The sequence below is a fragment of the Streptomyces sp. BK340 genome (assembly GCF_007827595.1).
Classification (GTDB): Bacteria; Actinomycetota; Actinomycetes; order Streptomycetales; family Streptomycetaceae; genus Streptomyces.
On the sequence record NZ_VISR01000001.1, the window covers coordinates 568,975 to 595,241 of the forward strand.

The following is a 26,267-nucleotide window of genomic DNA, read 5'->3' on the forward strand; positions in this document are numbered from 1 at the left end:
CCAGGAACTCCCGCGCGGGCGTCGGTCAGGCGAGCGTCGAGGTGTCGATGACGAAGCGGTAGCGCACGTCCGAGGCGAGCATCCGCTCGAAGGCTTCGTTGATCTTCGCGGCCGGGATGATCTCGACCTCGGCGCCGACGCCGTGTGCGCCGCAGAAGTCGAGCATCTCCTGGGTCTCGCGGATGCCGCCGATGAGGGAACCGGCGCAGATGTGGCCGTGCATGACGAGGGAGAACGCGTTGAGCGAGAGCGCTTCGGGGGGAGCGCCGAGGTTGATGAAGGCTCCGCCCGGCTTCAGCAGCCCGAGGTGGGCGTCCAGGTCGATTCGCGCGCTGACCGTGTTGACGATGAGGTCGAAGGCGCCGGCGAGCTGCTCGAAGGTGGCCGGGTCGCTGGTGGCGAAGTACTCGCGTGCGCCGAGGCGCAGGCCGTCGTCCATCTTCTTCAGCGACTGGGACAGGACGGTGACCTCCGCGCCCAGGGCATGGCCGATCTTGACCGCCAGGTGGCCGAGTCCGCCGAGCCCGACGACCGCGGCCTTCTTGCCGGGTCCCGCGCCCCAGCGCCGCAGCGGGGAGTACGTGGTGATGCCCGCGCACAGCAGTGGAGCGGCCTCGTCGAGGGTGAGCGTCTCGGGGAGACGGAGCACGAAGTCGTCGTTGACGACGACGTGCGTGGAGTAGCCGCCCTGTGTGAGGGTGCCGTCCTCGTCGACGGATCCGTACGTGAGGGTGTTGCCGTTCAGGCAGTACTGCTCCTCACCCCTCAGACAGAGTTCGCACACCCGGCAGGAGTTGACCATGCAGCCGACGCCGGCACGGTCGCCGGGAGCGTACCCGGTGACCTCGGAGCCGACCTCGGCGACGACACCGGCTATCTCGTGGCCGGGGACCATCGGATAGGACGCCGGGCCCCACTCGCTGCGGGCGTTGTGGATGTCCGAGTGGCAGATACCGACGTACTTGATCTCCATCAGGACGTCGTGCGGCCCCAGGTCCCGTCGCTCGACGGTCGTGGGGGTGAGCGGTTCGGTCGCGGACGTCGCGGCGTAGGCGGGAACGGTGAGCACGTGTCCCTCCCGTACTTCGAGGGTTCGTGGTGGGCAACGGCGGAACACATCCACCCTGCGCCACAGCCCGGTCCGGAGCCACCTGAACGGGGTGGCGGCCGGCTTCGGGGGCCGCTTGGGCACTGGGTGACGCAGCAGGTCACGGCCAGTGCGACCCGGAACGTGTCAGCGCGATTGTGGTAGCCCACGCACTCCCGTCAGCTTGGCTCCCGCGAACTCCGTCCCGGTGACCTTGGCCCCGGTGAGGTTCGCCTGTGTGAGGTCGGCCTTCGTGAAGTCTGCATGACTGAGATCCGCTCCGGCCAAGTCGGCGGCGGTCAAGTCGGCGCCTCTGAGGTTCGCCCCTGGCAGGTGGGCGCCCCTGAGGTTCGACCGGCGCAGTACGGCGCCGGCCATGGTTGCGCAGTCGCTGCTGAAGGGAGAAGTCGAGTCTTCCTCAAGGCAGAAGATCGTCTCCGTGAGGTTCATGCCGAAGAGGCTTGCGTCGGTCAGGTTCGCGCCGGTCAAGTCCGCGCCGGTCAGATCGGCACAGTCCTGGTCGGCGGCCTTACCGTCCCTCTCGGCGCCGCCCGCCGGTCGGGATCGGCCCAGGCGTGCTGCCGGGGCTCTTCGGCTTCCTTGCGCGGGTTGAAAAAACACCTCACGGCAGAAGGACGTGCTGGTGAGATTTGCTCCGGACAAGTCGGCATCGGTCAAGCGTGAGTCAGACAGATCAGCGTTCGAGAGGTTTGCGTGCGTCAGGTATGCGTTGTCGAGCCGAGACGCCGTCAGTTCCGCCCCTGAGAGATTCACCTCGACCAGTGATGCGTTTCGGAGATCCACGTTCGAGAGCGTGGAGTCGCTGAGATCTGCTTTCGACAGATTCGCCCTGCGCAATGGGATCGCGCTTGATTCGCTTGTCAGCTGGACTCCACGCAGAGCAGTGTGGTCAAGGTCGACGATTGCGCCTTGGTCGCGATCGGCGCGGCGGTGGCCCAGCGCAGTCATCACCGCCTGGACGTCAGCTCGGGGAGTTGCGGTGTCGCCCGACTCGGCGGGTGCCCTCTTGGCGCCCTCGGCTGGAGTGGAGGCGTGTTGCCGCAGATACGCAGACAGAACCGAGATTATGGTGGGCTGGTCGCGAGCCGAGTCCTGCATGATCCGCTCCAGCGCGTAGATTCCGCCGAGTCGTAGATCCAGGGACGCCGAACCCAGGTTGTTGATCGCGGCGTTGAATCGGTTGGTGATCTGGCCCTGCTCGCTGATCCCGAGTTCTTTGTTGGTCTGTGTCACTTGCATCCAGGTAAACAGCAGCGCGAGCAGAGCGGCCAGCCCAGGCAGACTGGCGAGCACCAGTCCGCCCCAACGAGCCCGGTCGGCGCTTGGGGGGCTCGGGGCGCACAGTCGACGGATACGGCGCTGATGAGGCCGCCGCGCCGTTCGCCGCTGCGCGGTCCGGCGGAGCCGTGAAGAGTCCGGTGTCCGCGCCACATCTTCCATGGCATCCCGCGTGGACCGAGCCTGCCACTCGGGTGGATCTGATGCGCGTACTCAAGTCAGCCGGCGCACGTGGCCACGCCAAGGGCTGTGACACATGAGCCCGAGTGGGTGACTCCGCGAAGCAACATCGTCACACGCGGTAATCATGCCGTGGAGCCAGTCGGCATCCCGAGTGACCGCAGAGAGTCACCGAAGCATCACGGAAAGGAGCACCTGGAGTATGGCCAACGACCAGCTCATCTCCGCCGGAACCTTCACCATCCTGGGCCCTGGCGGGCACCTCACCCACATGGGCAAGGGGGAGGACATCGTAGTGCTGCCGCCGGACGGGAACGCGCAGCAGCTGTGGGAGGTGAAGCCCGAATCGGGCACCTACACCCTGCGCAACGTCGCCACCGGCTACTACCTGGGCAGCGAAGGTGATCCCAACCAGCCCACCATGATGATCAGGGGAAGCAAGCAGCCGTACCCCTGGCGCACAGCCCAGGGCCCGGACGGCGATCCGGACACCTACCTGCTCGCCCCGGGCGCCTCGAACGACGGGCTGGTTCTGACCTACAGCCTCCTTCGCATCTTCCCGCCGCGCGTCGCCATCCTGCCCAGCTCCGAATACCGCGACCCGGAATGGTGCTTCAGGGCCGTCTAGCCAGGCCGAACCGCCTCACAACCCACCGCCCACCCCAGCTCCCCTCCCGGTGCCGGCCGATCCCCCGCCGGAGGCATGGTTCCGGCCGTGGCTCTGCCGGTCCCCAGATCTCACCACAGGGCCGTAGCCCGCTTGCGGCCCCAGGGGCAGTGAGACGCGATGGGGCCGACGGTCCACGACCGTCGGCCCCACGGGATCGTTTCGCCGGGAAACCGGCTCCGACCTGCCCCTACAGCACCGGCAGGTTCTTCCGCAGCTCGAACGCCGTCACCTCGGAGCGGTACTCCTCCCACTCCGACTTCTTGTTGCGCAGGAAGAAGTCGAAGACGTGCTCGCCGAGGGTCTCGGCGACCAGGTCGCTGCGCTCCATCAGGGTCAGGGCCTCGCCGAGGTTCTGCGGGAGGGGTTCGATGCCCATGGCGCGGCGCTCGGCGTCCGAGAGGGCCCAGACGTCGTCCTCGGCGCCCGGCGGGAGTTCGTAGCCCTCCTCGATGCCCTTGAGGCCGGCGGCCAGCAGCAGAGCGTAGGCCAGGTACGGGTTGGCGCCGGAGTCCAGGGAGCGGACCTCCACGCGCGCGGAGCCGGTCTTGCCGGGCTTGTACATCGGGACGCGGACCAGGGCCGAGCGGTTGTTGTGGCCCCAGCAGATGTAGGAGGGGGCCTCGCCGCCGGCGCCGGCCGTGCGCTCGGAGCCGCCCCAGATGCGCTTGTAGGAGTTCACCCACTGGTTGGTGACCGCGGAGATCTCCGCCGCGTGCTTGAGCAGGCCCGCGATGAAGGAGCGGCCGACCTTGGAGAGCTGGTACTCCGAGCCGGACTCGTAGAACGCGTTCCGGTCGCCCTCGAAGAGGGAGAGGTGCGTGTGCATGCCGCTGCCGGGGTGCTCGGAGAAGGGCTTCGGCATGAAGGTCGCGTGGACCCCCTGCTCCAGGGCCACCTGCTTCATGACCAGGCGGAACGTCATGATGTTGTCGGCCGTGGAGAGCGCGTCGGCGTAGCGCAGGTCGATCTCCTGCTGGCCGGGGGCGCCCTCGTGGTGGGAGAACTCGACCGAGATGCCCATCGACTCCAGCATGGTGATCGCCTGGCGGCGGAAGTCCATGCCGACGTTGGTCGGGGTGTGGTCGAAGTAGCCCGAGTTGTCGGCCGGGATGGGGCGGGTGCCGTCCAGCGGGCGGTCCTTCAGCAGGAAGAACTCGATCTCGGGGTGGGTGTAGAAGGTGAAGCCCAGGTCGGAGGTGCGGGCCAGGGCGCGCTTGAGCACGTAGCGCGGGTCCGCGAAGGACGGGGAGCCGTCCGGCATGAGGATGTCGCAGAACATGCGGGCCGTGCCGGGGGTCTCCGCACGCCACGGCAGGACCTGGAACGTGGAGGGGTCCGGCTTGGCGATCATGTCGGACTCGTAGACCCGGGCGAAGCCCTCGATGGCGGAGCCGTCGAAGCCGATGCCCTCGTCGAAGGCCTGCTCCAGTTCGGCCGGGGCCACGGCGACGGACTTCAGGAAGCCCAGCACGTCCGTGAACCACAGGCGTACGAACCGGATGTCGCGCTCCTCCAAGGTCCGGAGCACGAACTCCTGCTGCTTGTCCATCTTCCGCTTCCCCATCCTTGCTGGTCAGGCCGCCTGGGAACATCCCACCACAACACCGTTTCAAGCGCGTTGCGGACCTTGATCGCCCCGGCGTCCCGGGCCTGAACGCCTGTCGTACGGCAGGTGTACTGCTCTGCCGCCCATCTTGCCTTCTCTCGCCGACATCCGTAATGGCCGGTCCGCTTCCCCCGTGAGCGACACCACGCCCATTTAATTTGCATCTCAGATGCAAGTTTTCATAGCGTGCTGACCAGCAGAGCCGATCCGTCGAGCCGATCCGTCGAGCCGTGAGGAGTCACGATGCTGTCCGAGCAGTCCGCAGTCACCGTCCGCGCCAGCCTTCCCGCCGTCGGCGCGGCCATCGGCGAGATCACCGAGCGCTTCTACACCCGGCTCTTCGCCGCCCACCCCGAACTGCTGCGCGACCTCTTCAACCGCGGCAACCAGGCCGCCGGCACCCAGAAGCAGGCCCTCGCCGGCTCCATCGCGGCCTTCGCCACCCACCTGCTGGAGCACCCGGACCGGCGGCCGGACGCCCTGCTGGGCCGGATCGCCCACAAGCACGCCTCGCTGGGCGTGGCCCCCGAGCAGTACGCGGTGGTCCACGAACACCTCTTCGCCGCCATCGCCGAGGTCCTGGGCGAGGCCGTCACGGCCGAGGTCGCCGCCGCCTGGGACGAGGTGTACTGGCTGATGGCGAACGCGCTCATCGCCATCGAGAAGCGGCTGTACGAGGAGAGCGGCAGCACGCGGCGGCGGCCGTGGGAGGTCGTCGAGCGCGTCGCGGAGACGGCGGACGTCGTCACCTTCCGGCTGCGGCCCGCCGACGGCGGCCCGGTGCGTGACTTCCGCGCCGGCCAGTACGTCTCCGTCCAGGTCGAACTGGCCGACGGAGCCCGGCAGATACGGCAGTACAGCCTCTCCGGCGCGCCCGGTGAGACGCTCCGCCAGTTCAGTGTCAAGCGTGTCCGGGGCGACGCCGCGTCGCCCGACGGCGAGGTCTCGGACCACCTTCACGCGCACGTGCGCGAGGGTGACGTCCTCGACCTCTCCGAGCCGTACGGCGACCTCGTGCTCGGGGACAGCGCCGGCCGGCCGCTCCTGCTCGCCTCGGCGGGCATCGGCGTCACCCCGATGACCTCGATGCTCGCCGCACTGGCGGCCGACGGCCACGGGGCCCCGGTCACCGTCGTGCACGGCGACCGCTCCCCCGCCGACCACGCCCTGCGTGCCGACCACGAGGCCTACGCCGCCAAGCTCCCGGACGCGTCCACGCACTTCTTCTACGAGCGTGACGCCGAGCCCGGCACCCGCAGCGGCCTGGTCGACCTCACCGGCGTCACCGTGCACCCCGGCACGTGCGCGTACCTGTGCGGCCCGCTGCCCTTCATGCGCGCGGTGCGCACCCAGCTGATCGAGCGGGGCGTGGCCCCGGCGGACATCCACTACGAGGTGTTCGGGCCGGACCTCTGGCTCGCCCAGGGCTGAGGGGCCGGCCCGGGCCACCGCCGCGCAGTCCGTGCGTGACGGTGGCCCACAGGGTGCTCAGGCCCCGAAGCGCCGCGCCCCCTCCCGGCCGATCTCCTGGTTCTCGGTCACGTACGGGCGCAGTTCCTGCTCGTAGGACGCGAAGGCCTTGGTGTGGTCACCGGAGGCGGCGAGGTGGCGGGCGAGGGTGTGGGCGCCGATCAGGGCCTGGGAGGTGCCCATGCCGGAGGTCGGGGCGGCGCAGTGGCCCGCATCACCCACCAGGACCACGCGGCCCTCGGACCAGCGGTCCAGGTGCACCTGGCAGGCCGAGGAGAAGTAGAAGTCGGTGGCGGCGGACATGTCCTCCAGCAGGCGGGGCAGCAGCCAGCCCGCGCCGGCCATCCGGTCCCGGGTGATGCGCTCCTGTTCCGCGCGGTCCAGCAGGTCCAGTGCCGGGGAGTCGCTGGCGAAGGACAGGCTGACGGACATCCGGTCCCGGTCCGCCGCACTGAACACGTAGACCGCACGGCCCGGGGTCTGCCACAGCGCTCCCCGGTGGTCCAGGCCGAGGTGGTTCGCCGTGCTGAAGCCGGCGCCCGAGAGCCCGAGGTGGCGGATCGCCTCGGAGTGCGGGGCGAAGACGAGGCGGCGCACCACGGAGTAGATGCCGTCGGCGCCGACCACCAGGTCGTACGTGTCCGGGGCGGACCGCTCGAAGCCGACCCGGACACCGGTCGCGTCCTGTTCGATGCGGTCGATCGAGTCGTCGAAGACGTATCGCACCGTCCGGGCCGTGTGCTCGTGGAGGATGCGGGTCACCTCGCGCTTGGGGACCTCCAGCTCACCGGCGAAGATCTCGGGCGGCAACGCGCCGGCGTGGGCGCCGTCGGCGTCCAGGAGGTCGGTGCCCGTCATGCCGGTGGCGTGCGCGCGGACCTCCTCCAGGATGCCCAGCTCCTCCAGCACCTCGAAGGCCGGTCCCCGGAAGTCGACGGCGTAACCGCTGTCGCGCAGGGCCGGGGCCCTCTCGACGACGGTCACCTCGTGCCCGTCGCGGTGCAGGAACCAGGCCAGGGCGGGTCCGGCGACACTCGCGCCGGAGATCAGGATCTTCATTCGTACCCCCGTGGTCGATCCGTACGGAGGTCCCAGCCTTCACGAGGCCCGAGCCGGCGATCAACGGCCCTTCCGGCCAAACGGCGGCCCCTCAGCCGCCCCGCGGCCCCCTGGAGATGCCCAACAACAGGGGCCCCGTCGGTTCCGCCACCATGTCCCCCACCGTCACCGGGTCGAGCGTCGCGAAGAACGCCTCCTGGGCCCGGCGCAGGGCGCCGCGCAGGCGGCAGGCGGAGTTCAGGGGGCAGGGGGTCGTGCCGCCCTCGCAGTCGACGACGTCGCCGTCCCCCTCGAAAGTACGCACGACCGTACCCACGGACGCCGTACGGCCCCGTTCGGTGAGGGCGAGGCCGCCGCCCCTGCCGCGGCGGGCGTCGACCAGGCCCAGGTGCTGGAGTTCCGCCACGACCTTCGCGGCATGGGTGTACGGCACGTCCATGTCCGCCGCGACCTGGCGGGTCGTGGGGGTGGTGTCGCCGGCGACAGCGAGCCGCATGAGGACTCGCAGGGCCAGGTCGGTGGAGCGCAGCAACCGCATACCGCGAGGGTAGGTAATGCGCATCCGCGATTCAAATTATCCGGTTGTGATGCCCTCCCTACGGACAGGCACTCCTTGCGCACTACGATCAGCGAGCCCCACCATCCACGTCCCTTTCCCCCAAGAAGGACACCTCATGGGTTCCGCGAAGAACAGCAGCAGCGCGGCACGCAAGGCGCGCATCGAGGAGTTGCGGCGCGCCGAGCGCGCCCGGGAGCGCCGCAACCGGGCGCTCACCATCGCCGCCAGCGTGGTGGTCGTCGGCGGTCTCGTCGTCGGTGGCGTGGTGCTCGTGAACTCGCAGTCGGACAAGTCCGCCAAGAACGACACGGTCTCCGGCGGCGACGCGAAGGGCTCCGGGGACTCCGGGCACTTCACCACCGGCAAGGACGGCGTGCAGACCTGGTCCGGGAAGCTGGCGCGGACGCACGTGACGAACAAGGTGTCGTACCCGATGCACCCGCCGGTCGGCGGCAACCACAACCCGGTGTGGCTCAACTGCAACGGCGACGTCTACACCAAGCCGGTGCAGGACGAGAACGCCGTGCACGCGCTGGAGCACGGCGCGGTCTGGGTGACGTACACCGGCAAGGCGCAGAAGGCCGACGTGGACGCGCTCGCGGCCAAGGTGAAGAAGACGCCGTACTCGCTGATGAGCCCGTACGAGAACCAGGCCGCCCCGCTGATCCTGTCTGCCTGGGGCCACCAGGTGGCCGTGAAGAGCGCGAGCGACCCCGAGGTGAACAAGTTCTTCGCCTCCTACGTGCAGGGCGCCCAGACGCCCGAGCCGGGCGCTTCGTGCACCGGCGGGGTCATGAAGTGAGGCGGCAGCACATCGGCTGGGTGGCGGGCGCCGCGGCGGCGGCGCTCGTCGCGGCCGGGGCGATCACGTACGCGGTCGCCGAGGACGGCGGATCGGGTCCGAGGACGCCCACGGCCGAGTCCGCGGACGCGGGATTCGCGCGGGACATGGCCGTCCATCACCAGCAGGCCGTCGAGATGTCGTACATCGTGCGCGACCGCACGAAGAACGAGGAGGTGCGGCGGCTCGCGTACGACATCGCGCAGACGCAGGCCAACCAGCGCGGGATGCTGCTGGGCTGGCTGGATCTGTGGGAGCTGCCGAAGGTGTCGGCCGATCCGCCGATGACATGGATGGGCATGGGCGACATGGCCGCCGGCAAGGACGGCGCGCTGATGCCGGGCATGGCGACCAACACCGAGCTGAACAAGCTCCAGTCGCTGAGCGGGAAGCAGGCGGAGATCCTCTATCTCCAGCTGATGACGGACCATCACAAGGGCGGTATCCACATGGCCGAGGGGTGTGTGGCCAAGTGCACCGTCGGGGTGGAGAAGCGGCTCGCGCAGGGCATGGTCGACGCGCAGCAGTCGGAGATCGAGCTGATGGCCGGCATGCTCAAGGAACGGGGCGCAAAACCCCGTTCATAAGCCACCGCGCGGACGAAAGCCTCAAAACGCCCTGCATGACGGTTACTTGAGCTTCTCTTGACCTTTGCGTTCCCCTGGCATGAACGGTTCATCGAAAGAGTGGCCCCCATCGTGTGATCCCTTCGCGGGCCGACGCCGCCGCGGGCCGGTGTGCGGATCCACGACGTACCGACCACTACATGCATGCGAACCGCATCGCAGGGGGTTCTATGAGATCCAACCGCGCCAAGGTGCGCGCCGGCGTGAGCATGGCAGCGACACTGCCCATGATCGCCGGAGCGCTGGCGTTCGGTATATCCGCGGCGCACGCCGCGGACAACCCGGCCCGTGACGCACTGGCGGGCACCAAGCCCGCGTGGGCCACGGCCAAGGCGGACAAGGGTGCCACCGCCGACAACGCGCAGGTCAAGGCCCGCGTGTACCTGGCCGGCCGGGACCGGGCCGGACTCGCCGCCTATGCCAAGGCCGTGTCCGACCCCAGCTCGCCGCACTACGGCAAGTACCTGAGCGCCAAGAAGGCGCAGGCCCGCTTCGGGGCCACCAAGGCCCAGGTGGCCGCGGTCAAGTCCTGGCTGAAGGCCGCCGGGCTCCAGGTCACCGAGGTCACCTCGCACTACGTCGCCGTCTCCGGTGACGTCGCCGCCGCCGAGAAGGCGTTCGGCACCCAGCTGCACAACTTCACCAAGGGGTCGAAGACCTACCGCGCCCCGGCGAAGACCGCCTCGGCGCCGGCCGGTCTGCAGGGTGCCGTCCTGACCGTCACCGGTCTGGACAACGCCCCGCACAAGTCGACCCACGACGAGCAGCTGCCGCCTCCGGACGCCGTGTTCAAGAACTCCGGGCCGTTCTCCTCGTACTTCGGCTCGAACATCGCGACCACGCTGCCCGACGCGTACGGCCAGAAGATCCCGTACGCGATCAAGGGCTACACCGGCAAGCAGCTGCGTGCCGCCTACGGCGCGGGCGACTACACCGGCAAGGACGTGCGCATCGCGATCACCGACGCGTACGCCTCGCCGACCATCGCCTACGACGCGGGCAAGTACGCGCTGAAGCACGGTGACGCGGCCTGGAAGACCGGCCAGCTGCACCAGTCGCTGCCGAAGAACTACACGAAGACCAAGGAGTGCGGCGCGGCCGGCTGGTACGGCGAGGAGACCCTCGACGTCGAGGCCGTGCACGCGGTCGCGCCGGCCGCCGACGTCACCTACGTGGGCGCCGCGTCCTGCTTCGACGACGACCTGCTCGACTCGCTCAGCAAGGTCGTCGACAACCACCTGGCCGACATCGTCTCCAACTCCTGGGGCGACATCGAGGCCAACCAGACGCCGGACCTCGCGGCCGCCTACGACCAGGTCTTCCAGCTGGGCGCGGTCCAGGGCATCGGCTTCTACTTCTCCTCCGGTGACAACGGCGACGAGGTCGCCAACACCGGCACGAAGCAGGTCGACACCCCGGCCAACTCGGCATGGGTGACCGCGGTCGGCGGTACCTCGCTGGCCGTCGGCAAGGGCGACACGTACCAGTGGGAGACCGGCTGGGGCACCCAGAAGGCTCTGCTGTCGGCCGACGGCAAGAGCTGGACGAACTTCCCCGGCGCGTACACCTCGGGCGCGGGCGGCGGCACCAGCAAGACGGTGGCGCAGCCGTACTACCAGAAGGGCGTCGTCCCGGACTCGCTCGCCAAGGCCAACAGCGCCGACGGCAACCGCGTCGTCCCGGACATCGCGGCCATCGCCGACCCGAACACCGGCTTCCTGGTCGGCCAGACCCAGACCTTCCCGGACGGCACCCAGCAGTACAGCGAGTACCGCATCGGCGGCACCTCGCTGGCCGCCCCGGTGATCGCCGCGGTCCAGGCCCTGGCCCAGGAGGCGCACGGCGGCAAGGCGATCGGATTCGCCAACCCGTCCATCTACGCCAAGTACGGCAAGAAGGGCGTGTTCCACGACGTCACGGACGACCCGACCGGCTCCGGCCTGGCGGTGGCCCGTATCGACTTCGTGAACGGCCTCGACGCCTCCGGCGGCCTCGCGACCTCGGTCCGCAGCCTCGGCAAGGACAGCTCGCTGTCCGCGGTGAAGGGCTACGACGACGTCACCGGCGTGGGCTCGCCCGCGGGCGGCTACGTCCAGTCGTACCGCCGTCACTGATCGGCAGACGCCGATCGGCAGACGCCGATCCGCTGACGCCGATCCGCTGACGCGGTAGGCGCCGCAGGGGGGCGTGGGGTATTCAACACCCCACGCCCCCCATTGCGTCGCTCTGACGATTACACTGGGCCAGTGCCTCCGTTGAACTTCTGGTCGATCTATCAGCATGGCTTCGCACGCGTCGCCGCATGTACGGGTCACACCGTCATCGCGGACCCGCACGCCAACGCCGAAGCGGTCCTGCGCCACGCACGCCGGTGCGCCGACGAGGGGGTCGCCGTCGCCGTCTTCCCGGAGATGGTGCTGTGCGGCTACTCGATCGAGGACCTGCTGCTGCAGGACGCCCTGCTCGATCAGGTCGAGGAGGCGCTCCAGGAAGTGGTGGCCGGGTCGGCGGACCTGCTGCCGGTGCTGGTCGTCGGTGCCCCGCTGCGCCACCGCAACCGGATCTACAACTGCGCGGTGATCGTCCACCGCGGCCGGATCCTCGGCGTGGTCCCCAAGTCGTACCCGCCGAACTACCGGGAGTTCTACGAGCGCCGGCAGATCGGCGACGGCGCCGACGAGCGCGGCGGATCGATCCGGTTCGGCGGCGAGACCGTACCGTTCGGCGTGGATCTGCTGTTCGCGGCGGAGGACGTTCCCGGTCTCGTGCTCCATGCCGAGATCTGCGAGGACATGTGGGTGCCGGTGCCGCCCAGCGCGGAGGCGGCCCTCGCCGGCGCGACCGTCCTCGTCAATCTCTCGGGCAGTCCGATCACGGTCGGACGGGCCGAGGACCGCAAACTGCTGTGCCGCTCGGCGTCCTCCCGTTGCATCGCCGCGTACGTCTACGCGGCGGCCGGCCTCGGCGAGTCGACCACCGACCTGTCCTGGGACGGACAGACCATGATCTACGAGAACGGCACGCTGCTGGCCGAGACCGAGCGGTTCCCGCTCGGCGACAGCTACGCGGTGGCCGACGTGGACCTCGACCTGCTGCGGCAGGAACGGCAGCGGACGGGCACGTTCGACGACAACCGCCGTACGCACAGGGCGCGGACGAGTGACTTCCGGACGGTAGGGTTCGAACTCGACCCGCCGCTCACCGACCTGGGTCTGCGCCGTCGCCTGGAACGCTTCCCGTTCGTGCCGGCCGACCCCGACCGCCTCGCCCAGGACTGCTACGAGGCGTACAACATCCAGGTCGAGGGCCTCCAGCAGCGACTCGCGTCGATCGGCGGCGCGAAGGTGGTCATCGGGGTGTCCGGCGGCCTGGACTCCACGCACGCGCTGATCGTCGCCGCCCGCGCGATGGACCGCGCGGGCCGCCCGCGCAGCGACATCCTGGCCTGGACGCTGCCCGGCTTCGCCACCAGCGACCACACCAAGGACAACGCCCACAAGCTGATGAACTCGCTCGGCGTCACCGCGGCCGAGCTGGACATCACGCCGACCGCACGGCTGATGCTGCAGGAGATGGGCCACCCGTTCGCCTCCGGCGAGCCGGTGTACGACGTCACCTTCGAGAACGTGCAGGCGGGTCTGCGCACGGACTATCTCTTCCGGCTGGCCAACCAGCGCGGCGGCATCGTGCTCGGCACCGGTGACCTCTCGGAGCTGGCGCTCGGCTGGTCCACGTACGGCGTGGGCGACCAGATGAGCCACTACAACGTCAACTCGGGCGTGCCGAAGACGCTGATCCAGCATCTGATCCGCTGGGTCATCAGCAGCGGCCAGTTCGGCGAGGAGACCGGCAGGACACTCGCCGCGATCCTCGACACGGAGATCAGTCCGGAGCTGGTACCGGGCGAGGAGATGCAGTCGACCGAGTCGAAGATCGGCCCGTACGCGCTGCACGACTTCACGCTCTTCCACGTCCTGCGGTACGGCTTCCGGCCGTCGAAGATCGCCTTCCTGGCGTGGCACGCCTGGCACGACGCGGAGGGCGGTGCCTGGCCGCCGAACTTCCCGGAGGCCAAGCGGGTGGCGTACGACCTGCCGGAGATCCGACGCTGGCTGGAGGTCTTCTGCCGCCGCTTCTTCGGGTTCGCACAGTTCAAGCGCTCGGCCATGCCGAACGGGCCGAAGGTCTCGGCCGGCGGTTCGCTCTCCCCGCGGGGTGACTGGCGTGCGCCGTCGGACAGTTCGGCCGGGGCGTGGCTGCGGGACCTGGATCGGTTCGACATCCCGGAGGCGTGAGGGTGGGGACCCACTGGGCCCCTACCCGGTATCGGTCCTCTGGAGCCGAACTCAGCTCAGCTTCTGGCGACACTCATCGAGCGCGAACTCCCCGAAACTGTCCGCGACCTTCTCCATGAGCCCGCCGTCCGGCACGCCCGGGTTCCACGCGAAGACCGGGTACTCGCCGTTCTGGTCCGGCCGAGAGGTGTCGAGGACGACGACTCCCAGGACGTCGTCGTGCATGACGACCAAGAAGTGGTGCGGCAGTCCCATCTGCGCGCGGTCCTCCAGGGTGTACGCGGATGAGCCCAGCAGCTCTTCTCCTCCGGCGGGAGTCCGGTACACGCCGGGAAACTCGGCGGGCGGGATGTCCCACGTGCCGAATTCCTCGATCAGACGCCGGTACGAGGGCGGGAAGGCGAGGGCCATCTCAGCCTCTGCTCGTGCGATCACCTCTGCGGAGCAGCCATCGCCATGATGCGCGAGGTCCTCGTTCTCACGCACGAGGTCGATCACCTGCTCGGCTGCCTGCAGACCGCTCGTCATCCGAATCCCTTCGCCCTGCAAGGTCCGTTGAAAGGCATCTCTGGCATCCACTGGGGGAACTGCGCGACGCGCGACAGCTCCCCGCCCAGAACATCCCGCCGCTGCTCTCCCGGATCGCGTATGGAGGTGAGGACACCGCCCGCCTCGCGATCGACGAACTCGGCGACTGCATCTGCGCGTTGGGGTTCGTAGTCGGCGAGGCGACCGCCTCGCCGGTCCCGTTCCTCCTGGAACTCGCCGGTGCTCACGAACTGCACAGTCTCGTTGGGTGTGGCCACGGAGGCACCTGGGTCAGTCGTCGTCGTTGACTACCTCCACGACCTCCCTGACATCCGGGTCGGGGTCGTCCGCGAGGCCTTGCAGCAGCTCGGCGACGCCCGGCGTGGACCAGCCGGCGACCGCCCACACCAGCGCCTCCCGCACCCCGGGGTCGGGGTGGGCTGCCAGGTGGGCAAGTTGGGCGAGCGGGCCGCGGCGCCGCATGCCGAACCAGTGCAGAGCCTCCCGCAGCACGGCGGGGTCTCCCGGGTCGCCGGCCGCCGCGACCCTGGCGAGCAGCACCCTCGCCGATGGCGCTGGGCCGTCCAGCGGATGCGGCAACCGCTCGCGCAGGCGCCGCGCCCCGTACCCGCCGCGCACCCGGCAGCCGAAGCAGGTGCAGGGGCGCACACCATGCGCGTCGGGCAGGTACCGCCACCCCGCCACCTGCGGCGCGGTACGGATCCGGTGCACTTCGCGCGGCCCGATCGCCCGGGGTACGAAGACCTCCCACCCGCGCGGGTCCTCCAGCACCGCGATCCGCCGCACCGCCTCGGCTGCGGCCACGGTGGCCTGGGTGCCCCGTCTCCGGTCCCCGTACCGCCCGACCAGCACCTCCTGGTCGTCGTCCAGCCGCACATGCACGGCGACAAGCCCTCCCCGACTGCCGAAACGGCCCAGCTCGCGCAGCCATTGGTGGGTGAGCGTGTACGACGGCAGCACCGGGAAGCAGAACACCCCGCGCGCACCGCCCTGTCCGTCACTGACGGCACGGATCCCGGACCGCCGGATACGCGGCGCGTTCGCCGCCGACGTCAAGTGCACGAACATCGCCATGGGCGGCATGTTAGGTGCCCGGTGTAGCCGTTTCTGCCCACCCACCCGCCCGACTCGGTCGGCTGAGAAGCCGGGGCACCGGGGGCTCCGCCCCCAGACCCCCGTGCGTTCAGCGAACGCCGGGCTCCGACTTGAGCGCGTCGACGAAGGGGGCCCAGGCGACGGCGGTGAGGATGAGGGCGGGGCCGTGGGGGGCCTTTGAGTCACGGACGGGGACGAGTCCGGGGATGTTGTCGGCGACTTCGACGCAGTTGCCGCCGTCCCCGTTGCTGTAGCTCGACTTGCGCCAGAGGGCGGCGCCGGGGAAGTCGCCGGCCACTTCGACGCAATCCCCGCCGTCCCCGTTGCTATAGCTGCTCTTGAACCAGAGCGCGTCAGTCAAGTCGATCCGGTTGCTTGCCATTTCGGTAATCCTCTGCCGCTGCCTTGATCATGTCGAGGGACGTGTCTGGTGACAGCGCGACAGCCCTGAGCCGATCGTATGCCTTGCGGTACTGCTTCACGAGGGCCGGATCGTCGATGGTGTCACCGCTGTAGGACGCCTCGATGTAGAGCAGCGGCGGCGCGTCCTGGAAGGTCATGACCTTGATGGAGGCAGCCATCAGGGGATACGGGCCGGACGTCCGCGGAACGATCTGCGGAGTGATCCGGCGCCGCTCGGCCAACTCCACGACTCGGTCCAACTGTTCGGCCATCTCCAGCGGAGGAAGGATCGGATCCGCGATCAGCAACTCGTGCAGGACCGCCCAGTACTCCGGGGTGGAGTGATCCTCCTCAAAGAGGCGGGCGCGGGCGATTCGGGCCGCCACCTTCTCCTCGACCCAGTCGTCAAAGGCCGCCGGGTGAGCTGACCGGACGAGCGTCCGAGCGTACGGAGCGGTCTGAAGCAGCCCGGGGATGATGATGGGGCACCACTCCTCAATGGACTCCGCGTACTTCTCCGCCTCCAGGACCTTCTCGAAGTACGCGGCATGCGGCCCCCTCCGCGCCTTCCGCACATCCTCACAGTGCCGCTCGAAGAACCCGTCGGTGTTGAGCACCCGGTCCGCATGCCGAGCCAGATCGATCGGCATCCTCCGCTCCCCGCGCTCGATGTCACTGAGGTACGTCTTGCCGTAGAAGCTGCCTTCAAGGAACGTCTCCAACGACATCCCCGCCGCCTCCCGCTTCCACCTCAACTCCTTGCCGTAGAAGGTCGGGACGCTCATCGAGCCGTCGATGTCCTTGCGCCTTGCCATCGTTCACCTTCCGCTGTCCCGGTCGCGAACGCGAAACCCCTTTCACCGTAGCGATCCTGACGACAGCCTGTGAGGTGTTCGTCACACAACGCACAGGAAGAGGAAGGCGCCACGCATGCCCGACCACTCCCCCACGGCCTACGACGTGACCCTCTGCGTGGAGGAACTCCGCGCCGCCCTCGCCCTGCACGGCATCACACTGCCCTCCTTGCGCGTAGACCTCCCGAGCTTTGCCGGTACGTACACCCCACCCGCCGGCCTCATCGCACTCGGGAACTGCAACATCGCGACGGCCCGGGCGCTGGCCACCGCTCTCCGGAAGGCGGCAGCCGGGAAATGACCTTCGAATTCGATCTGCTCGCCACCCCGAGGGCCGTACCGGAACTCCGCCACCACCTCCGCACCCACGACTTCGAAGTCCGCTTGTGTGCAACGGAGTTACTGACGAACGTCATCGACCACCTCGGGGAGGGCAACCCAGTGACCATCCGCGTCACCGACACGGACATCGGCCATACCCGCATCGAGGTCACGGACCCCGACCCGCACACCTTGCCCGCCCTCGTGTCCGCTACCGGCACGGCCGAGTCCGGCCGCGGTCTGGCCCTGGTCGACCAGCTCTCCCGGCGCTGGGGCGTGGACCAGGGAGCGGACCGCAAGACGGTCTGGTGCGAGCTGGCCGAGCCTGGGCAGCGGTCAACCCCCAGGCTCGGCAGCGCGAACACATCGGGATCGAAAATCAGTCGCCTGTGATCACCTATCGCACCCCGCCAGTCACCCAAACACACAGAAGCCTCACAGGAAAAGCACAGGCAGCCTGCGAGTGGCCACCCCCTTCCAGCAGGCTGACCTGCCGAAAGGTTCACGCCATCAGTCCGCCATACGAAAGTGTGCCTAGAGTGTCGGCGTGCACCGGCGGAGCCTGACCACTCCGTACGCGCACACCAGTCAGCGACCGGGGGAACGCCGTCGCTCACGGGGAGGGGTTGCATCGCCATGCCGTCGCACCGGCCATCCGCGTGCGTGAGCCCGGCCAGGGATCTGCGCTTCTGAGTCTTCGTGAGAGTTCTTGCAATTCACTGCTCTGCGGAGCATCGGCCGATCAACCGGCGCATACACACTCTGAAGAAAGTGATGCTCCGTTGCCTTCCCGACCAGGAAGATCGCTCATACCAACGCCAGGCCGTTCAGGACTACTTGCCCGAATCATTCTTCTGCTGACCGCAGTTGCGGTCGTCGTCGGCCTTGCTGTGCGACCCGACCTCGCCGGCCTCTCGGACCACGACGATGCAAGCCTCGTAGGGGATTCCTATGACGGCTACGACACCAAGGCCGCGGAACAGCTGCGCGGGGACCAGTGCGTGGCTGTCGACGCCCTGCGCAAGGGCGGACCGAACCTGTTCGCCCTGGCTCAGGGCGCCGTCGGGCTGCCGTCCGACCAGCTCCATCAGAAGCTGAACCGGGACCTGCACGACGTCAGGACCCCCCTGCACCAGGCCTTCGATGCCGATGAGGACAACAGCGGCCAATGGCAGAAGAAGGTCGAAGACCAAGGACAGGCGTGGACCAACGCCGTCAGTGGCCTGGATTCGTACCCCGGCGCGCCGCAGGGAGCGAACAAGATCTACGACAAGATCGGGCTGCTTCCGTGGATCTACCAGACGTGGGGCCGGGGCATCGACCTGTTCTCGCCCTTCTACGAACCCTCTCCCACTGCTGACGACAGCACGAAGGCTGCCGCGGTCGCGATCGGTGACCAGCTGTACACCACCGGGGGGACACCGGAGGAGCAGCAGGCGTGGGCGCTGTGGAAGAAGAACTCCGGGAAGATCGAACCCAACCAGTTGTTCGTTCCCAGGGTGTTCGCCGATGACGCCCGCATCTTCCTGTCCGCGGGCGGCTTCCCCCGCACCGCTCCGGCGCCGGACACCCCGGAGTTCCGCGTCGCGGTCGAGGACCTGAAGGCCCGCTTCGCCGCGTGCGCGTGGCACGACCCGATCGACCCGGACCGGGTTCTCGGCAAGGAAGTGGCCCAGGCGTCCGCCGAGTGGCAGCAGGAGATCGCTTCGCAGGCCACGCAGCGACAGCAGATCCTCGCCGCCAACGTCACCGCCACGAAGGCGTTGCAGGACGGCACCTTCGCCCTGGGCAAGCTCCTGGGCCAGTCGTGGATCGCGGACTATTCCACCCGCTGGCTGGACCACTACACCGAGGGCGGCATCAACTGGATCGGTGACGCCCCGCTGGAGATCCAGGTGCCGGGCGCTGCCGGCAAGTGCCTCGACGTCCAGGGATCCGGGAAGGCCAACGGCACCCCGGTCCAGATCTACACCTGCAACGGCAGCAGCGCCCAGAAGTGGCAGCTGTGGGGGGTCTACGACGGCCACTACACCCTCCTGAACGTCAACGCGCAGAAGTGCCTGGAGGTGCTGAACGGCGCCAATGCCAACGGCACGAAGATCCAGATCCGGGACTGCGGCAGCAGCAAGGCACAGCAGTGGACGTTCAACGTCCGCGCCGCGGACGAGCTGCGCAACATCGCCACGGACAAGTGCCTGAACCTGGCCGCGTTCGACAACGGCAAAGACGCCCAGCTGAACACGTGCAACGGCTCCACCGCACAGAAGCTCCGCGTCGTCCCCAAGGGCCACACCGGCAGCGCGCCGTCGAAGGCCGACGTGGACAAGGCCAAGGCGAACGTCACGAGTGCGCAGTCGGAGGCGAAGAAGCAGCTCGCCGCGGTCAAGGCACAACTCGCCACGGCGCAGAAGGCCGCCACGACGTCGGACTCGGCCATCCAGGCCGCCTACGGCATCGCGGACACCAACGGCGCGCCGCGGGGTCGTGGTCTGCTGGTCGGCCAGCAGAAGGACCAGGTGACCAGGGGTTCGGTCGCCGCACTACAGGCGATGGAGAAGGCCGCCGAGACCGCCGAGGCCGCCACCCGCGCCTCCGCCGGCGACACCCAGACCATCACGCAGCGTGCCCTGGCCCAGGCCGCCCAGTCGAAGGCCGAGTTCCGCAAGGAGGCCGCCAAGGCGGCCGCGTGGCAGGCGAAGGCTGCCGCCGACGCGGCGAAGATCCACCGGGACAACGCGAAGAAGGACAAGGAGACCGCGGAGGCCAAGCTCGCCGACGCGCTGAAGGCCGAGGGTGACGCGAAGGCGGCCGCCGCCGACGCGCACGCCAAGCGGCTCGCGGCGGAGGCCGAGGAGAAGACGGCCAAGGCGGAGAAGGAGAACGCCGCCGCCAGCCGGGCCGAGGCCGCCGAGCACCGCAGGAACGCCGAGTCCCAGGCGGCGAAGGCGAAGGACGCCAAGGACAGGGCCGAGGCCGCCGAGAAGACCGCCGGGGACCGGCGGGACGACGCGGTCAAGGCGAGCGATCACGCCAAGTCCATGCGCGACGACGCGTGGGACGCCGAGCAGAAGGCCGACGCCGCACGCGCCAAGGCCGACGCCAAGGACGCCTACGCCGACAAGCTTGACTCCGGGGACGCCGCTGACGCCGCCAGGGCCGCCGCAAACGACGCCGACAAGCACGCCGACGACGCCGAAGCCGCCGCGACCAAGGCCCGCTCCGAGGCCGACGCCGCCACCCAGGCGGCCGCCGACGCCGACGCCGCCGCCACCCGCGCCGAGGCCGCCGCCAAGCGGGCCCGATCCGACGCGGACGCCGCCCAGGCCGACAAGCTCAAGGCCGACGCCGCGGTGAAGACCGCGACCAGCGCCGTCGCCGACGCCATCAAGGCCTCCCAGGACGCCTCCGCCGAGGCCAAGACGGCCGTCAAGCTCGCCGACGAGGCCGAACAGCACGCCAGGGACGCCAAGACCCAGGCGGACGCGGCCGACAAGGAGGCCGGCAACGCCCTCGCGGCCGCCGCGAAGGCCGCCGGCTACGCCCACGTCACCGCCCAGGCGGCCGTGGACGCCGGTGAAGCGGCCAAGCAGGTCGCCAACCCGGCCAACGACGCGATCCAGCTCGGCTCCCCGTATGTCGACACCGACTCGGCCGCCGGCCTGGTCGTACTGACCGGGCAGGCGTCGAAGACGATCGCCGAGCAGCAGCAGGCGGTCGCCGATGCGCACGCCAAGAACGCGGCAGCCGAGGCGGAAGCGGCCAAGAACCTCGCCGACCAGGCCAAGGGCGACGCCAAGGAGGCCTACCAGCACGCGGCCAACGCCGCCCAGTACGCCGCCGACGCCCGCACCTACTCCAAGGACGCCCTCGGCTACGCCGCCGACGCCGCCAAGGCCGCGGCGGCGGCCTCAGCGTCCCTGGCCCGCACCGTCGAGTACGACAAGCAGGCCGCCGACGACGCCGCAGCCGCCGACAAGGCGGCCGGACGCGCCGAGGGCTACGCCAAGGACGCCCGCGACTCGGCAGACGCCGCCGAACTCGACGCCGAAGCCGCCCGCTCCGCGGCGGCCCAGGCCGAACAGGACGCCAAGGACGCCCGCGCCGCCGCCGACCGCGCCGACACCGCCGCAACCGAGGCCGAACAGGCCGCCAAGGACGCCGACAAGTACGCCAAGGAAGCCCAGGATGCAGCCGACCGCACCGAGCGGGAGGACGCCAACAAGCAGGTACAGACGGGTGCGGCGACCGGTGTCGGAGGGGTCTTCTCCGTCATCGACGACATCAAGCAGCACGGCGAGCCGGAACGCCTCCCCAACGAGTGCCACGGCATCAACTGCAACACGCTGGTGTTCATTGCGCACTTCGACGCGGTGGTCAGCTTCTACCTGTGCACCAATCCGGATGTGCCCGCCACCGAGGCCGGCTGTCCGGCCGAGGACACGGTCTTCCTGAAGACGCAGACGGTTCCGGACCTGACCAAGAAGATCAAGGTCTCTGCGTGGGACGTGACCGTGGACCTGTGGAAGGGAATCGCCAAGTCGATCAAGGGCGACTTCACAGGCTGCTACCACAAGCTCAACGGTGACGGCAGCGGAAGCTTCGGCGACTGCGCCTGGGCCGCCACCTGGCTGCCCATCGGCGGTGCGATCACAAAGATCACCGAGGCGATCCGTGCCCTCGACATCGCCATGCGGTCCGGTGAAGGGGTCCGCGACGCCCTGAAGGCGCTGAAGGCGCTTGACGTCGACGCCCAGACGATGGCCGAAATGGAGCGGTCCGTCGAGGTGTACGAGGAGTTGCAGACGGCATGCCGGGTCAACAGCTTCCCCGCCACCACCGAAGTCGTCCTGGCCGACGGCAGCCGCAAGGCGATCCAGGAGGTACGCACCAATGACCGCCTGCTGGCCGCCGACCCGGCGACCGGACGCACTCAGGGCCAGCCGGTCACGCGCACCTTCCACCACACCGCCGTCGACCTAGTCGACGTCACCCTGGAGGACGGCGGACGCCTCACCAGCACGCCCGGACACGCCTTCTTCGTCACCGACCGCGGCTGGACGCTGGCCTCCGACCTGCGCCCCGGAGACGCCCTGCGTACTCCGGACGGAACCCCTCGCACGGTGGCCGGGCTGCGCGAGCGGGATCACCCGGCACCCCAGGCGGTATACGACCTGACCGTGTCGGGCCTGCACACCTTCTACGCAGTGGCGGGCGGCACCCCGGTCCTGGTCCACAATTGCGACGATCTCGTGGCCGACGCGCAGAAGTTCCCCGGGCAGGCTCACATCCTCGATGATCACGTGAACCCGACGCAGTCGGAAGCACTCAGGCTCGCTGTGCAGAAGGGCGAGAAGAACAGTGTGTTCGTCGACTTCCAAACGGCTCAACAGGTCGTCGACTACGCCTTGGCGAACAAGGCGGGCGAAATCACCAGGTGGCTTCGCGGCAACGCCCAGCAGAAGACACTGAGGGGGACGTTCGGGGCGAGGACTCCCCTCGGCTTTGTCGCCCACCCGGACGGCAGGACGATCACACAGGCCGGCAACCAGTACGTGATCATCCTTAAGCGTGCGCCGGGGCACAGGTTCGGCTACTACGTCTACACCGGCTATCCGGTCTGAGGAGGAGGCGCCCGATGCATCGGTCTACGGAGTTCACGTTCGGCATCCCGTGGATCATGAGTTTCTTCCACCAGGACTGGACACTGGACGCCTCCACCGAAGCAGAGGCAGTGGCGAATCAGTTCGTGGAGGAGTTGGAGCCGGCGTCGGTGCTGCTGGTGCGGCGTGACGCCCGGCTCCTCCTCGACAACCTCAGCTCGGACCAGATCAAGGTGCTGTGGGAAGGCTGCGCCGACGGAGGGGAGTACTTCTTCCGCCGCGGCCGTGTCGCTGAAGGCGCCGAGTGGATGCGAGACGTGATCGCGGTGTGCGATACGTGGCTCTCCCACCGCTCGGCCCCTACGACGCTCACCGACGCAGACGCATACGAGGGGAGAGAGCTGGCCGACCAGATCCTGGCCTCGGTGCAGGAGTTCAGGAGCATCCTCGCTCCCGAGGTGGCGGATGCGCTCGGCGCATGCTCCCGCTCCTGCACCCCCGATCTCGCATTCCGGCTGCTCCTGAGGGCCCTGGTCGAACGGAGTGCGTCGCGGTCCCCGGGACACGTGTCGCTGTCCGAGTACCAGTACGCGAGGCTGAACAGGCTCGGGTCGGCATTCAACTACGGTGAGTTCGTCGTGAGCGATGTGAGGTACCTGGTCGAAGGCGGTTAGCGGAAGCCCTTCATCCGCCCTATCTCAGAGGGGGGTGGGCGTGACGCGCCCCACCCCCCACCCCGTTCAAACTCCGTTGACAATGGACTGTGCTCTCACCGGTCTCCTTGATGTCCCGGAGCGCCCACCGGCCCAGGCCGGAGGCGACTCCCTACGTCGACCTCACCCGTACCGAGTGGAGCGCCCTACGCGACAAGACCCGCTGCCACTCACCTCTATCTGCCTCCCTGAACCGGCTGTCACGGCCCAAGCCCCGGTGAGCGCGCGATGCGGAATCTCACCTCGTCATTCCGGAAGGCAGGGGGGTGCGCCGCCTCGCTGATGCCCGGCAGCTCCGGGATGGGAGTGTGAAGGACGCCGCCAACGTGTACCTCATCAAACTCGTGCGAGCCAAGGGGCACAAGGACGGCTACTTCGTGCAGACGTGCCATCCGAAACCTCCCCTCGGGGACGCTCGAGGTGCTGTGGGAGGCCGGAAAGGAGTACATGGCGAACTGGGAGCGGCTCGGGAATGGCGCGCAGTGGATCCGGGCCGCCGTCGACCTGTGCGACGCCCGGCTGTCCACGGCAACGGACGTACGCCCGCTCACCGATGCGGACACCGAGGACGGCATGGCCTGCCTCGACGCGGTCGTGGCCGAGATCGAGGCAACCCGGTTCCTGGCTCCTGACGTGCGGGCGGCGCTCGTCGACTGCGCGCGCTGGTGCACTCCGGACCTGGCTTCCGGGTGCTGCTGAGAGCGATCAGCTGCGCCACGGATGTCCCGCTGTCCCCGGACCGGTACACGAGGCTGGAGGCCATCGGATCGGCTCTCCAATACGGCGAATTCGTCGTGGACTTCGTCAAGTACCTGGTCGAGAACGACTAGCCACTGGCTAGAACCTGGGCGCGTTACGGGACCGCTGCACCCGCGTGGTGCGGCAGTCCTTCGCGGTCCACCAGGACTTGGCGACAAGGGTGTTGCAGCCACCACCAGGCACTCGGCAGGGATTCGGCTACGGCGAGCATCACGTCACCGAGGGACTGGGACAGCTGGTGCGGCGCGGCTGACCGCCGGGCGGCCGAGGCAGACGTGACGCACCGCATCCACCACCCCGTTCGCACTCCGTCAACTCCACAGCAAAGACCAACGCTCGCGAACTTGGCGATACAAACCCGTCGGCTAGTCGTGCGGCGTCAGCAAGCGCGTCGCCCGTTCCGTGCGCAGATGCAGCGCCGTGCGCCCCCGGCGCTGCGTCGTCACCAGCCCCGCCCCGCGCAGTGCGCCCAGGTGCTGTGACACCGCGCTCGGGGTGACGCCCAGGCGGTCGGCCAGGGTCGCTGTCGTCAGGGGTTCGGCCAGGGCCGTGAGCAGGGCCGTCCTGGTGCGGCCGAGGACCGGGACCAGTCCTGCCAGGGCCGGCGGGGGTGGTTCCCAGAGCAGGCCGACGCCCACGGCCGGGTAGCGGATCGATGCGGCGGTGAGCGGTGACTTGTCGACGCCCACGTGCGGCCAGTTGAAGACACTGGGCAGCAGGACCAGGCCGTGCCCACCCGTGTCCACCGTCCAGACCGAGTGCGGGGTGCGCCGGCCGTGCACCACCAACTGGCCGCCGTCCCACGCGATGTCCCGGTGCAGCTCGGTGAAGAGCGCCTGGATCCCGCCGTCCACCAGGGTGAGCGCACGCCTGCCGATGTCCGCCTCCAGAACGGCCCGCATCCGGCCCCAGTGAGGTGCAACGACCAGTTCGTGGCAGCGGTGCAGCGCTGCGGCGAGCCGCGGCAGTACCGCCTCCGGCTCGGGAGCCTCCTCCTGCGGGACGCCCAGGACCGCCGCGTACTCCTGCCGGAAGAAGGCGTCCTCCGTGGCCCGCAGCACCTCCAGCTCCGCCGCCATCGACGGCAGCCGCTCCTGCGGTACCGGGAACAGGAACGACGGCAGCGGCCCGGCGATCAGCGCCCGCAGCAGCGGCAGTTCACGCTCGTCCGCCAGCACCGGCCGTGCCCCGCGCGCCCACGGCTCGTGCACCGCGTGGCCGCCCGTACCGAGCAGGATCCGCAGCGCCAGCACCGTCTCACCCAGCGGCGAGAGAGCGAACCTCACCCTCGCCACCGAGGCTGCGGTGAACCGGATCTCTACCGCCATACCGCCATCCGTGCCGCCGCCCCGTCATCCCCATCATGTAGCTGGAGCTAAACGATAGTCGGGCGCCCGCCGTCACCCCCAGGCTGCCCGGCATGGACTTGGACTTCTTCACCTCGTACGACGGCACGAAGCTCGCCCACCACGCGGCCGGCGACGGCCCCGCCCTCATCTGCCTGCCCGGCGGGCCGATGCAGGACTCCGCCTATCTCGGCGACCTCGGCGGCCTCGCCGCCCGCCGTCGGCTGATCCGGCTCGATCTGCGCGGCACCGGGCGGTCCGCACGGCCGGAGGACTCCGCCGGCTACCGCTGCGACCGTCTCGTCGACGACGTGGAGGCCCTTCGCCGGCACCTGGGCCTCGACCGGATCGATCTGCTCGCGCACTGTGCCGGCGCGAATCTGGCCGTGTCGTACGCGACCCGCCACCCGGAACGGGTCGGCAGGCTCGCGCTGATCACGCCGAGCGTGCTGGCCGTCGGTGTCACGATCGACGGAGGGGACCGGCTGCGGGCCGCGCGGCTGCGCCGGGGCGAGCCGTGGTTCCCGGCGGCGTCCGCGGCCCTGGAGGCGGTCGTCGCCGGGCAGGGTACGGCTGCCTCCTGGCGGGCCGTCGCACCCTTCTGGTACGGCCGCTGGGACGACGCCGCCCGCGCCCACCAGGCCGCGCAGGACGCGCAGCGCAACGCCGAGGCTGCGGCCGCCTACGCGGCACCCGGTGCCTTCACCCCGGACATCACGCGTGCGGCCCTGGCGCGCTTCCGGTCGCCGGTGCTGGTGCTCGCCGGGGAGGCCGACGTGGCGGGCCCGCCCCGCGCGATGGCCGAGGTGGCCGGGCTCTTTCCCCACGGCCGGCTGGTGATCCAGCCCGGGACCGCCCATTTCCCGTGGCTGGACGACGGGCCCCGTTTCGTGGCAACGGTCACGAACTTCCTGAACGAGACCGAGACCCCATGAG

At 69.4% G+C, this 26,267-nt stretch carries 24 protein-coding genes; 13 read left to right on the top strand and 11 right to left on the bottom strand.

What is annotated here, in order from left to right:
- Positions 1 to 25 precede the first annotated feature (25 nt).
- Both FB157_RS02650 and FB157_RS02655 read right to left on the bottom strand, forming a co-directional pair.
- On the bottom strand, positions 26 to 1,069 hold the full coding sequence (locus FB157_RS02650) for an NAD(P)-dependent alcohol dehydrogenase (RefSeq protein WP_145875482.1): 1,044 nt from the start codon (positions 1,067 to 1,069) through the stop codon (positions 26 to 28).
- A gap of 165 nt (positions 1,070 to 1,234) precedes the next feature.
- Entirely contained in the window at positions 1,235 to 2,401 is a 1,167-nt protein-coding gene (locus tag FB157_RS02655; RefSeq protein WP_186581296.1) for a pentapeptide repeat-containing protein, read from the bottom strand.
- A gap of 367 nt (positions 2,402 to 2,768) precedes the next feature.
- Between FB157_RS02655 and FB157_RS02660 the strand changes: the two genes are divergently transcribed.
- Positions 2,769 to 3,194, top strand: a complete 426-nt coding sequence (locus FB157_RS02660; protein ID WP_145875485.1) for an RICIN domain-containing protein — start codon at positions 2,769 to 2,771, stop codon at positions 3,192 to 3,194.
- A gap of 229 nt (positions 3,195 to 3,423) precedes the next feature.
- Here the strand turns inward: FB157_RS02660 and FB157_RS02665 are convergent, their stop codons facing one another.
- Positions 3,424 to 4,785, bottom strand: coding sequence for a glutamine synthetase family protein (locus tag FB157_RS02665; protein WP_145875487.1), 1,362 nt, complete (start codon positions 4,783 to 4,785; stop codon positions 3,424 to 3,426).
- Between the two features lie 300 nt (positions 4,786 to 5,085).
- On the opposite strand from FB157_RS02665, the gene FB157_RS02675 reads away from it, so the two are divergent.
- Positions 5,086 to 6,273, top strand: coding sequence for a globin domain-containing protein (locus FB157_RS02675; RefSeq protein WP_145875491.1), 1,188 nt, complete (start codon positions 5,086 to 5,088; stop codon positions 6,271 to 6,273).
- 57 nt (positions 6,274 to 6,330) lie between these two features.
- On the opposite strand, the gene FB157_RS02680 is transcribed toward FB157_RS02675, so the two are convergent.
- On the bottom strand, positions 6,331 to 7,371 hold the full coding sequence (locus FB157_RS02680) for an FAD-dependent monooxygenase (RefSeq protein ID WP_145875493.1): 1,041 nt from the start codon (positions 7,369 to 7,371) through the stop codon (positions 6,331 to 6,333).
- A gap of 91 nt (positions 7,372 to 7,462) precedes the next feature.
- Positions 7,463 to 7,909, bottom strand: a complete 447-nt coding sequence (locus tag FB157_RS02685; protein WP_145875495.1) for an Rrf2 family transcriptional regulator — start codon at positions 7,907 to 7,909, stop codon at positions 7,463 to 7,465.
- A gap of 136 nt (positions 7,910 to 8,045) precedes the next feature.
- Between FB157_RS02685 and FB157_RS02690 the strand changes: the two genes are divergently transcribed.
- The 4 genes from FB157_RS02690 (at position 8,046) to FB157_RS02705 (ending at position 13,692) form a co-directional block, all read left to right on the top strand.
- Positions 8,046 to 8,732, top strand: a complete 687-nt coding sequence (locus FB157_RS02690) for a DUF3105 domain-containing protein (RefSeq protein WP_145875496.1) — start codon at positions 8,046 to 8,048, stop codon at positions 8,730 to 8,732.
- On the top strand, positions 8,729 to 9,358 hold the full coding sequence (locus tag FB157_RS02695) for a DUF305 domain-containing protein (RefSeq protein WP_145875499.1): 630 nt from the start codon (positions 8,729 to 8,731) through the stop codon (positions 9,356 to 9,358). The genes FB157_RS02690 and FB157_RS02695 overlap by 4 nt, the downstream gene beginning before the upstream one ends.
- A gap of 209 nt (positions 9,359 to 9,567) precedes the next feature.
- On the top strand, positions 9,568 to 11,511 hold the full coding sequence (locus FB157_RS02700) for a protease pro-enzyme activation domain-containing protein (protein WP_145875501.1): 1,944 nt from the start codon (positions 9,568 to 9,570) through the stop codon (positions 11,509 to 11,511).
- Between the two features lie 132 nt (positions 11,512 to 11,643).
- Positions 11,644 to 13,692: an NAD(+) synthase gene (locus FB157_RS02705; RefSeq protein ID WP_186581297.1), complete on the top strand. Its 2,049-nt coding sequence runs from the start codon at positions 11,644 to 11,646 to the stop codon at positions 13,690 to 13,692.
- 51 nt (positions 13,693 to 13,743) lie between these two features.
- On the opposite strand, the gene FB157_RS02710 is transcribed toward FB157_RS02705, so the two are convergent.
- From FB157_RS02710 to FB157_RS02730, 5 genes are all read right to left on the bottom strand, one after another.
- Positions 13,744 to 14,220, bottom strand: coding sequence for an SMI1/KNR4 family protein (locus FB157_RS02710; protein ID WP_145875502.1), 477 nt, complete (start codon positions 14,218 to 14,220; stop codon positions 13,744 to 13,746).
- Positions 14,217 to 14,498: a hypothetical protein gene (locus FB157_RS47075; RefSeq protein ID WP_186581298.1), complete on the bottom strand. Its 282-nt coding sequence runs from the start codon at positions 14,496 to 14,498 to the stop codon at positions 14,217 to 14,219. The genes FB157_RS02710 and FB157_RS47075 overlap by 4 nt, the downstream gene beginning before the upstream one ends.
- Before the next feature lie 13 nt (positions 14,499 to 14,511).
- Positions 14,512 to 15,315, bottom strand: coding sequence for a HEAT repeat domain-containing protein (locus FB157_RS02720; protein WP_186581299.1), 804 nt, complete (start codon positions 15,313 to 15,315; stop codon positions 14,512 to 14,514).
- A gap of 109 nt (positions 15,316 to 15,424) precedes the next feature.
- Positions 15,425 to 15,718, bottom strand: coding sequence for a DUF397 domain-containing protein (locus FB157_RS02725; RefSeq protein ID WP_145875504.1), 294 nt, complete (start codon positions 15,716 to 15,718; stop codon positions 15,425 to 15,427).
- Positions 15,690 to 16,553, bottom strand: a complete 864-nt coding sequence (locus tag FB157_RS02730; protein ID WP_186581300.1) for a helix-turn-helix transcriptional regulator — start codon at positions 16,551 to 16,553, stop codon at positions 15,690 to 15,692. The genes FB157_RS02725 and FB157_RS02730 overlap by 29 nt, the downstream gene beginning before the upstream one ends.
- Before the next feature lie 115 nt (positions 16,554 to 16,668).
- Between FB157_RS02730 and FB157_RS02735 the strand changes: the two genes are divergently transcribed.
- The 6 genes from FB157_RS02735 (at position 16,669) to FB157_RS47085 (ending at position 24,056) form a co-directional block, all read left to right on the top strand.
- The gene (locus tag FB157_RS02735) at positions 16,669 to 16,893 is read left to right on the top strand and encodes a hypothetical protein (RefSeq protein WP_145875507.1); all 225 of its coding nucleotides are present in this window, start codon (positions 16,669 to 16,671) and stop codon (positions 16,891 to 16,893) included.
- Positions 16,890 to 17,306: an ATP-binding protein gene (locus FB157_RS02740; protein ID WP_145875509.1), complete on the top strand. Its 417-nt coding sequence runs from the start codon at positions 16,890 to 16,892 to the stop codon at positions 17,304 to 17,306. The genes FB157_RS02735 and FB157_RS02740 overlap by 4 nt, the downstream gene beginning before the upstream one ends.
- A 497-nt stretch (positions 17,307 to 17,803) precedes the next feature.
- Complete coding sequence (locus FB157_RS02745) at positions 17,804 to 22,534, top strand: ricin-type beta-trefoil lectin domain protein (RefSeq protein WP_261386128.1); 4,731 nt, start codon at positions 17,804 to 17,806, stop codon at positions 22,532 to 22,534.
- 14 nt (positions 22,535 to 22,548) lie between these two features.
- Positions 22,549 to 23,187, top strand: a complete 639-nt coding sequence (locus FB157_RS02750; RefSeq protein ID WP_145875511.1) for a hypothetical protein — start codon at positions 22,549 to 22,551, stop codon at positions 23,185 to 23,187.
- 486 nt (positions 23,188 to 23,673) lie between these two features.
- A complete protein-coding gene (locus tag FB157_RS47080; protein WP_186581301.1) occupies positions 23,674 to 23,925 on the top strand; it encodes a hypothetical protein in 252 nt (83 codons plus the stop codon).
- On the top strand, positions 23,916 to 24,056 hold the full coding sequence (locus FB157_RS47085) for a hypothetical protein (protein WP_186581302.1): 141 nt from the start codon (positions 23,916 to 23,918) through the stop codon (positions 24,054 to 24,056). The genes FB157_RS47080 and FB157_RS47085 overlap by 10 nt, the downstream gene beginning before the upstream one ends.
- A gap of 294 nt (positions 24,057 to 24,350) precedes the next feature.
- Here FB157_RS47085 and FB157_RS02765 read toward each other — a convergent pair whose 3' ends face one another.
- Positions 24,351 to 25,313, bottom strand: a complete 963-nt coding sequence (locus FB157_RS02765) for a DUF5937 family protein (protein ID WP_145875513.1) — start codon at positions 25,311 to 25,313, stop codon at positions 24,351 to 24,353.
- 92 nt (positions 25,314 to 25,405) lie between these two features.
- On the opposite strand from FB157_RS02765, the gene FB157_RS02770 reads away from it, so the two are divergent.
- A complete protein-coding gene (locus tag FB157_RS02770) occupies positions 25,406 to 26,266 on the top strand; it encodes an alpha/beta fold hydrolase (protein WP_398946042.1) in 861 nt (286 codons plus the stop codon).
- Position 26,267: the final 1 nt, after the last annotated feature.

What these genes read in the sequence shown, in the direction of transcription:
- FB157_RS02735 (WP_145875507.1), top strand. Translation starts at nt 16,669, where the DNA reads ATGCCCGACCACTCCCCCACGGCCTACGACGTGACCCTCTGCGTGGAG.
- FB157_RS02765 (WP_145875513.1), bottom strand. Translation starts at nt 25,313, where the DNA reads ATGGCGGTAGAGATCCGGTTCACCGCAGCCTCGGTGGCGAGGGTGAGG.
- FB157_RS02665 (WP_145875487.1), bottom strand. Translation starts at nt 4,785, where the DNA reads ATGGACAAGCAGCAGGAGTTCGTGCTCCGGACCTTGGAGGAGCGCGAC.
- FB157_RS02675 (WP_145875491.1), top strand. Translation starts at nt 5,086, where the DNA reads ATGCTGTCCGAGCAGTCCGCAGTCACCGTCCGCGCCAGCCTTCCCGCC.
- FB157_RS02710 (WP_145875502.1), bottom strand. Translation starts at nt 14,220, where the DNA reads ATGACGAGCGGTCTGCAGGCAGCCGAGCAGGTGATCGACCTCGTGCGT.
- FB157_RS02720 (WP_186581299.1), bottom strand. Translation starts at nt 15,315, where the DNA reads ATGGCGATGTTCGTGCACTTGACGTCGGCGGCGAACGCGCCGCGTATC.
- FB157_RS02660 (WP_145875485.1), top strand. Translation starts at nt 2,769, where the DNA reads ATGGCCAACGACCAGCTCATCTCCGCCGGAACCTTCACCATCCTGGGC.
- FB157_RS02685 (WP_145875495.1), bottom strand. Translation starts at nt 7,909, where the DNA reads ATGCGGTTGCTGCGCTCCACCGACCTGGCCCTGCGAGTCCTCATGCGG.
- FB157_RS47080 (WP_186581301.1), top strand. Translation starts at nt 23,674, where the DNA reads ATGGCGAACTGGGAGCGGCTCGGGAATGGCGCGCAGTGGATCCGGGCC.
- FB157_RS02680 (WP_145875493.1), bottom strand. Translation starts at nt 7,371, where the DNA reads ATGAAGATCCTGATCTCCGGCGCGAGTGTCGCCGGACCCGCCCTGGCC.
- FB157_RS02770 (WP_398946042.1), top strand. Translation starts at nt 25,406, where the DNA reads ATGGACTTGGACTTCTTCACCTCGTACGACGGCACGAAGCTCGCCCAC.
- FB157_RS02740 (WP_145875509.1), top strand. Translation starts at nt 16,890, where the DNA reads ATGACCTTCGAATTCGATCTGCTCGCCACCCCGAGGGCCGTACCGGAA.
- FB157_RS02730 (WP_186581300.1), bottom strand. Translation starts at nt 16,553, where the DNA reads ATGGCAAGGCGCAAGGACATCGACGGCTCGATGAGCGTCCCGACCTTC.
- FB157_RS02690 (WP_145875496.1), top strand. Translation starts at nt 8,046, where the DNA reads ATGGGTTCCGCGAAGAACAGCAGCAGCGCGGCACGCAAGGCGCGCATC.
- FB157_RS02700 (WP_145875501.1), top strand. Translation starts at nt 9,568, where the DNA reads ATGAGATCCAACCGCGCCAAGGTGCGCGCCGGCGTGAGCATGGCAGCG.
- FB157_RS02750 (WP_145875511.1), top strand. Translation starts at nt 22,549, where the DNA reads ATGCATCGGTCTACGGAGTTCACGTTCGGCATCCCGTGGATCATGAGT.
- FB157_RS02725 (WP_145875504.1), bottom strand. Translation starts at nt 15,718, where the DNA reads ATGGCAAGCAACCGGATCGACTTGACTGACGCGCTCTGGTTCAAGAGC.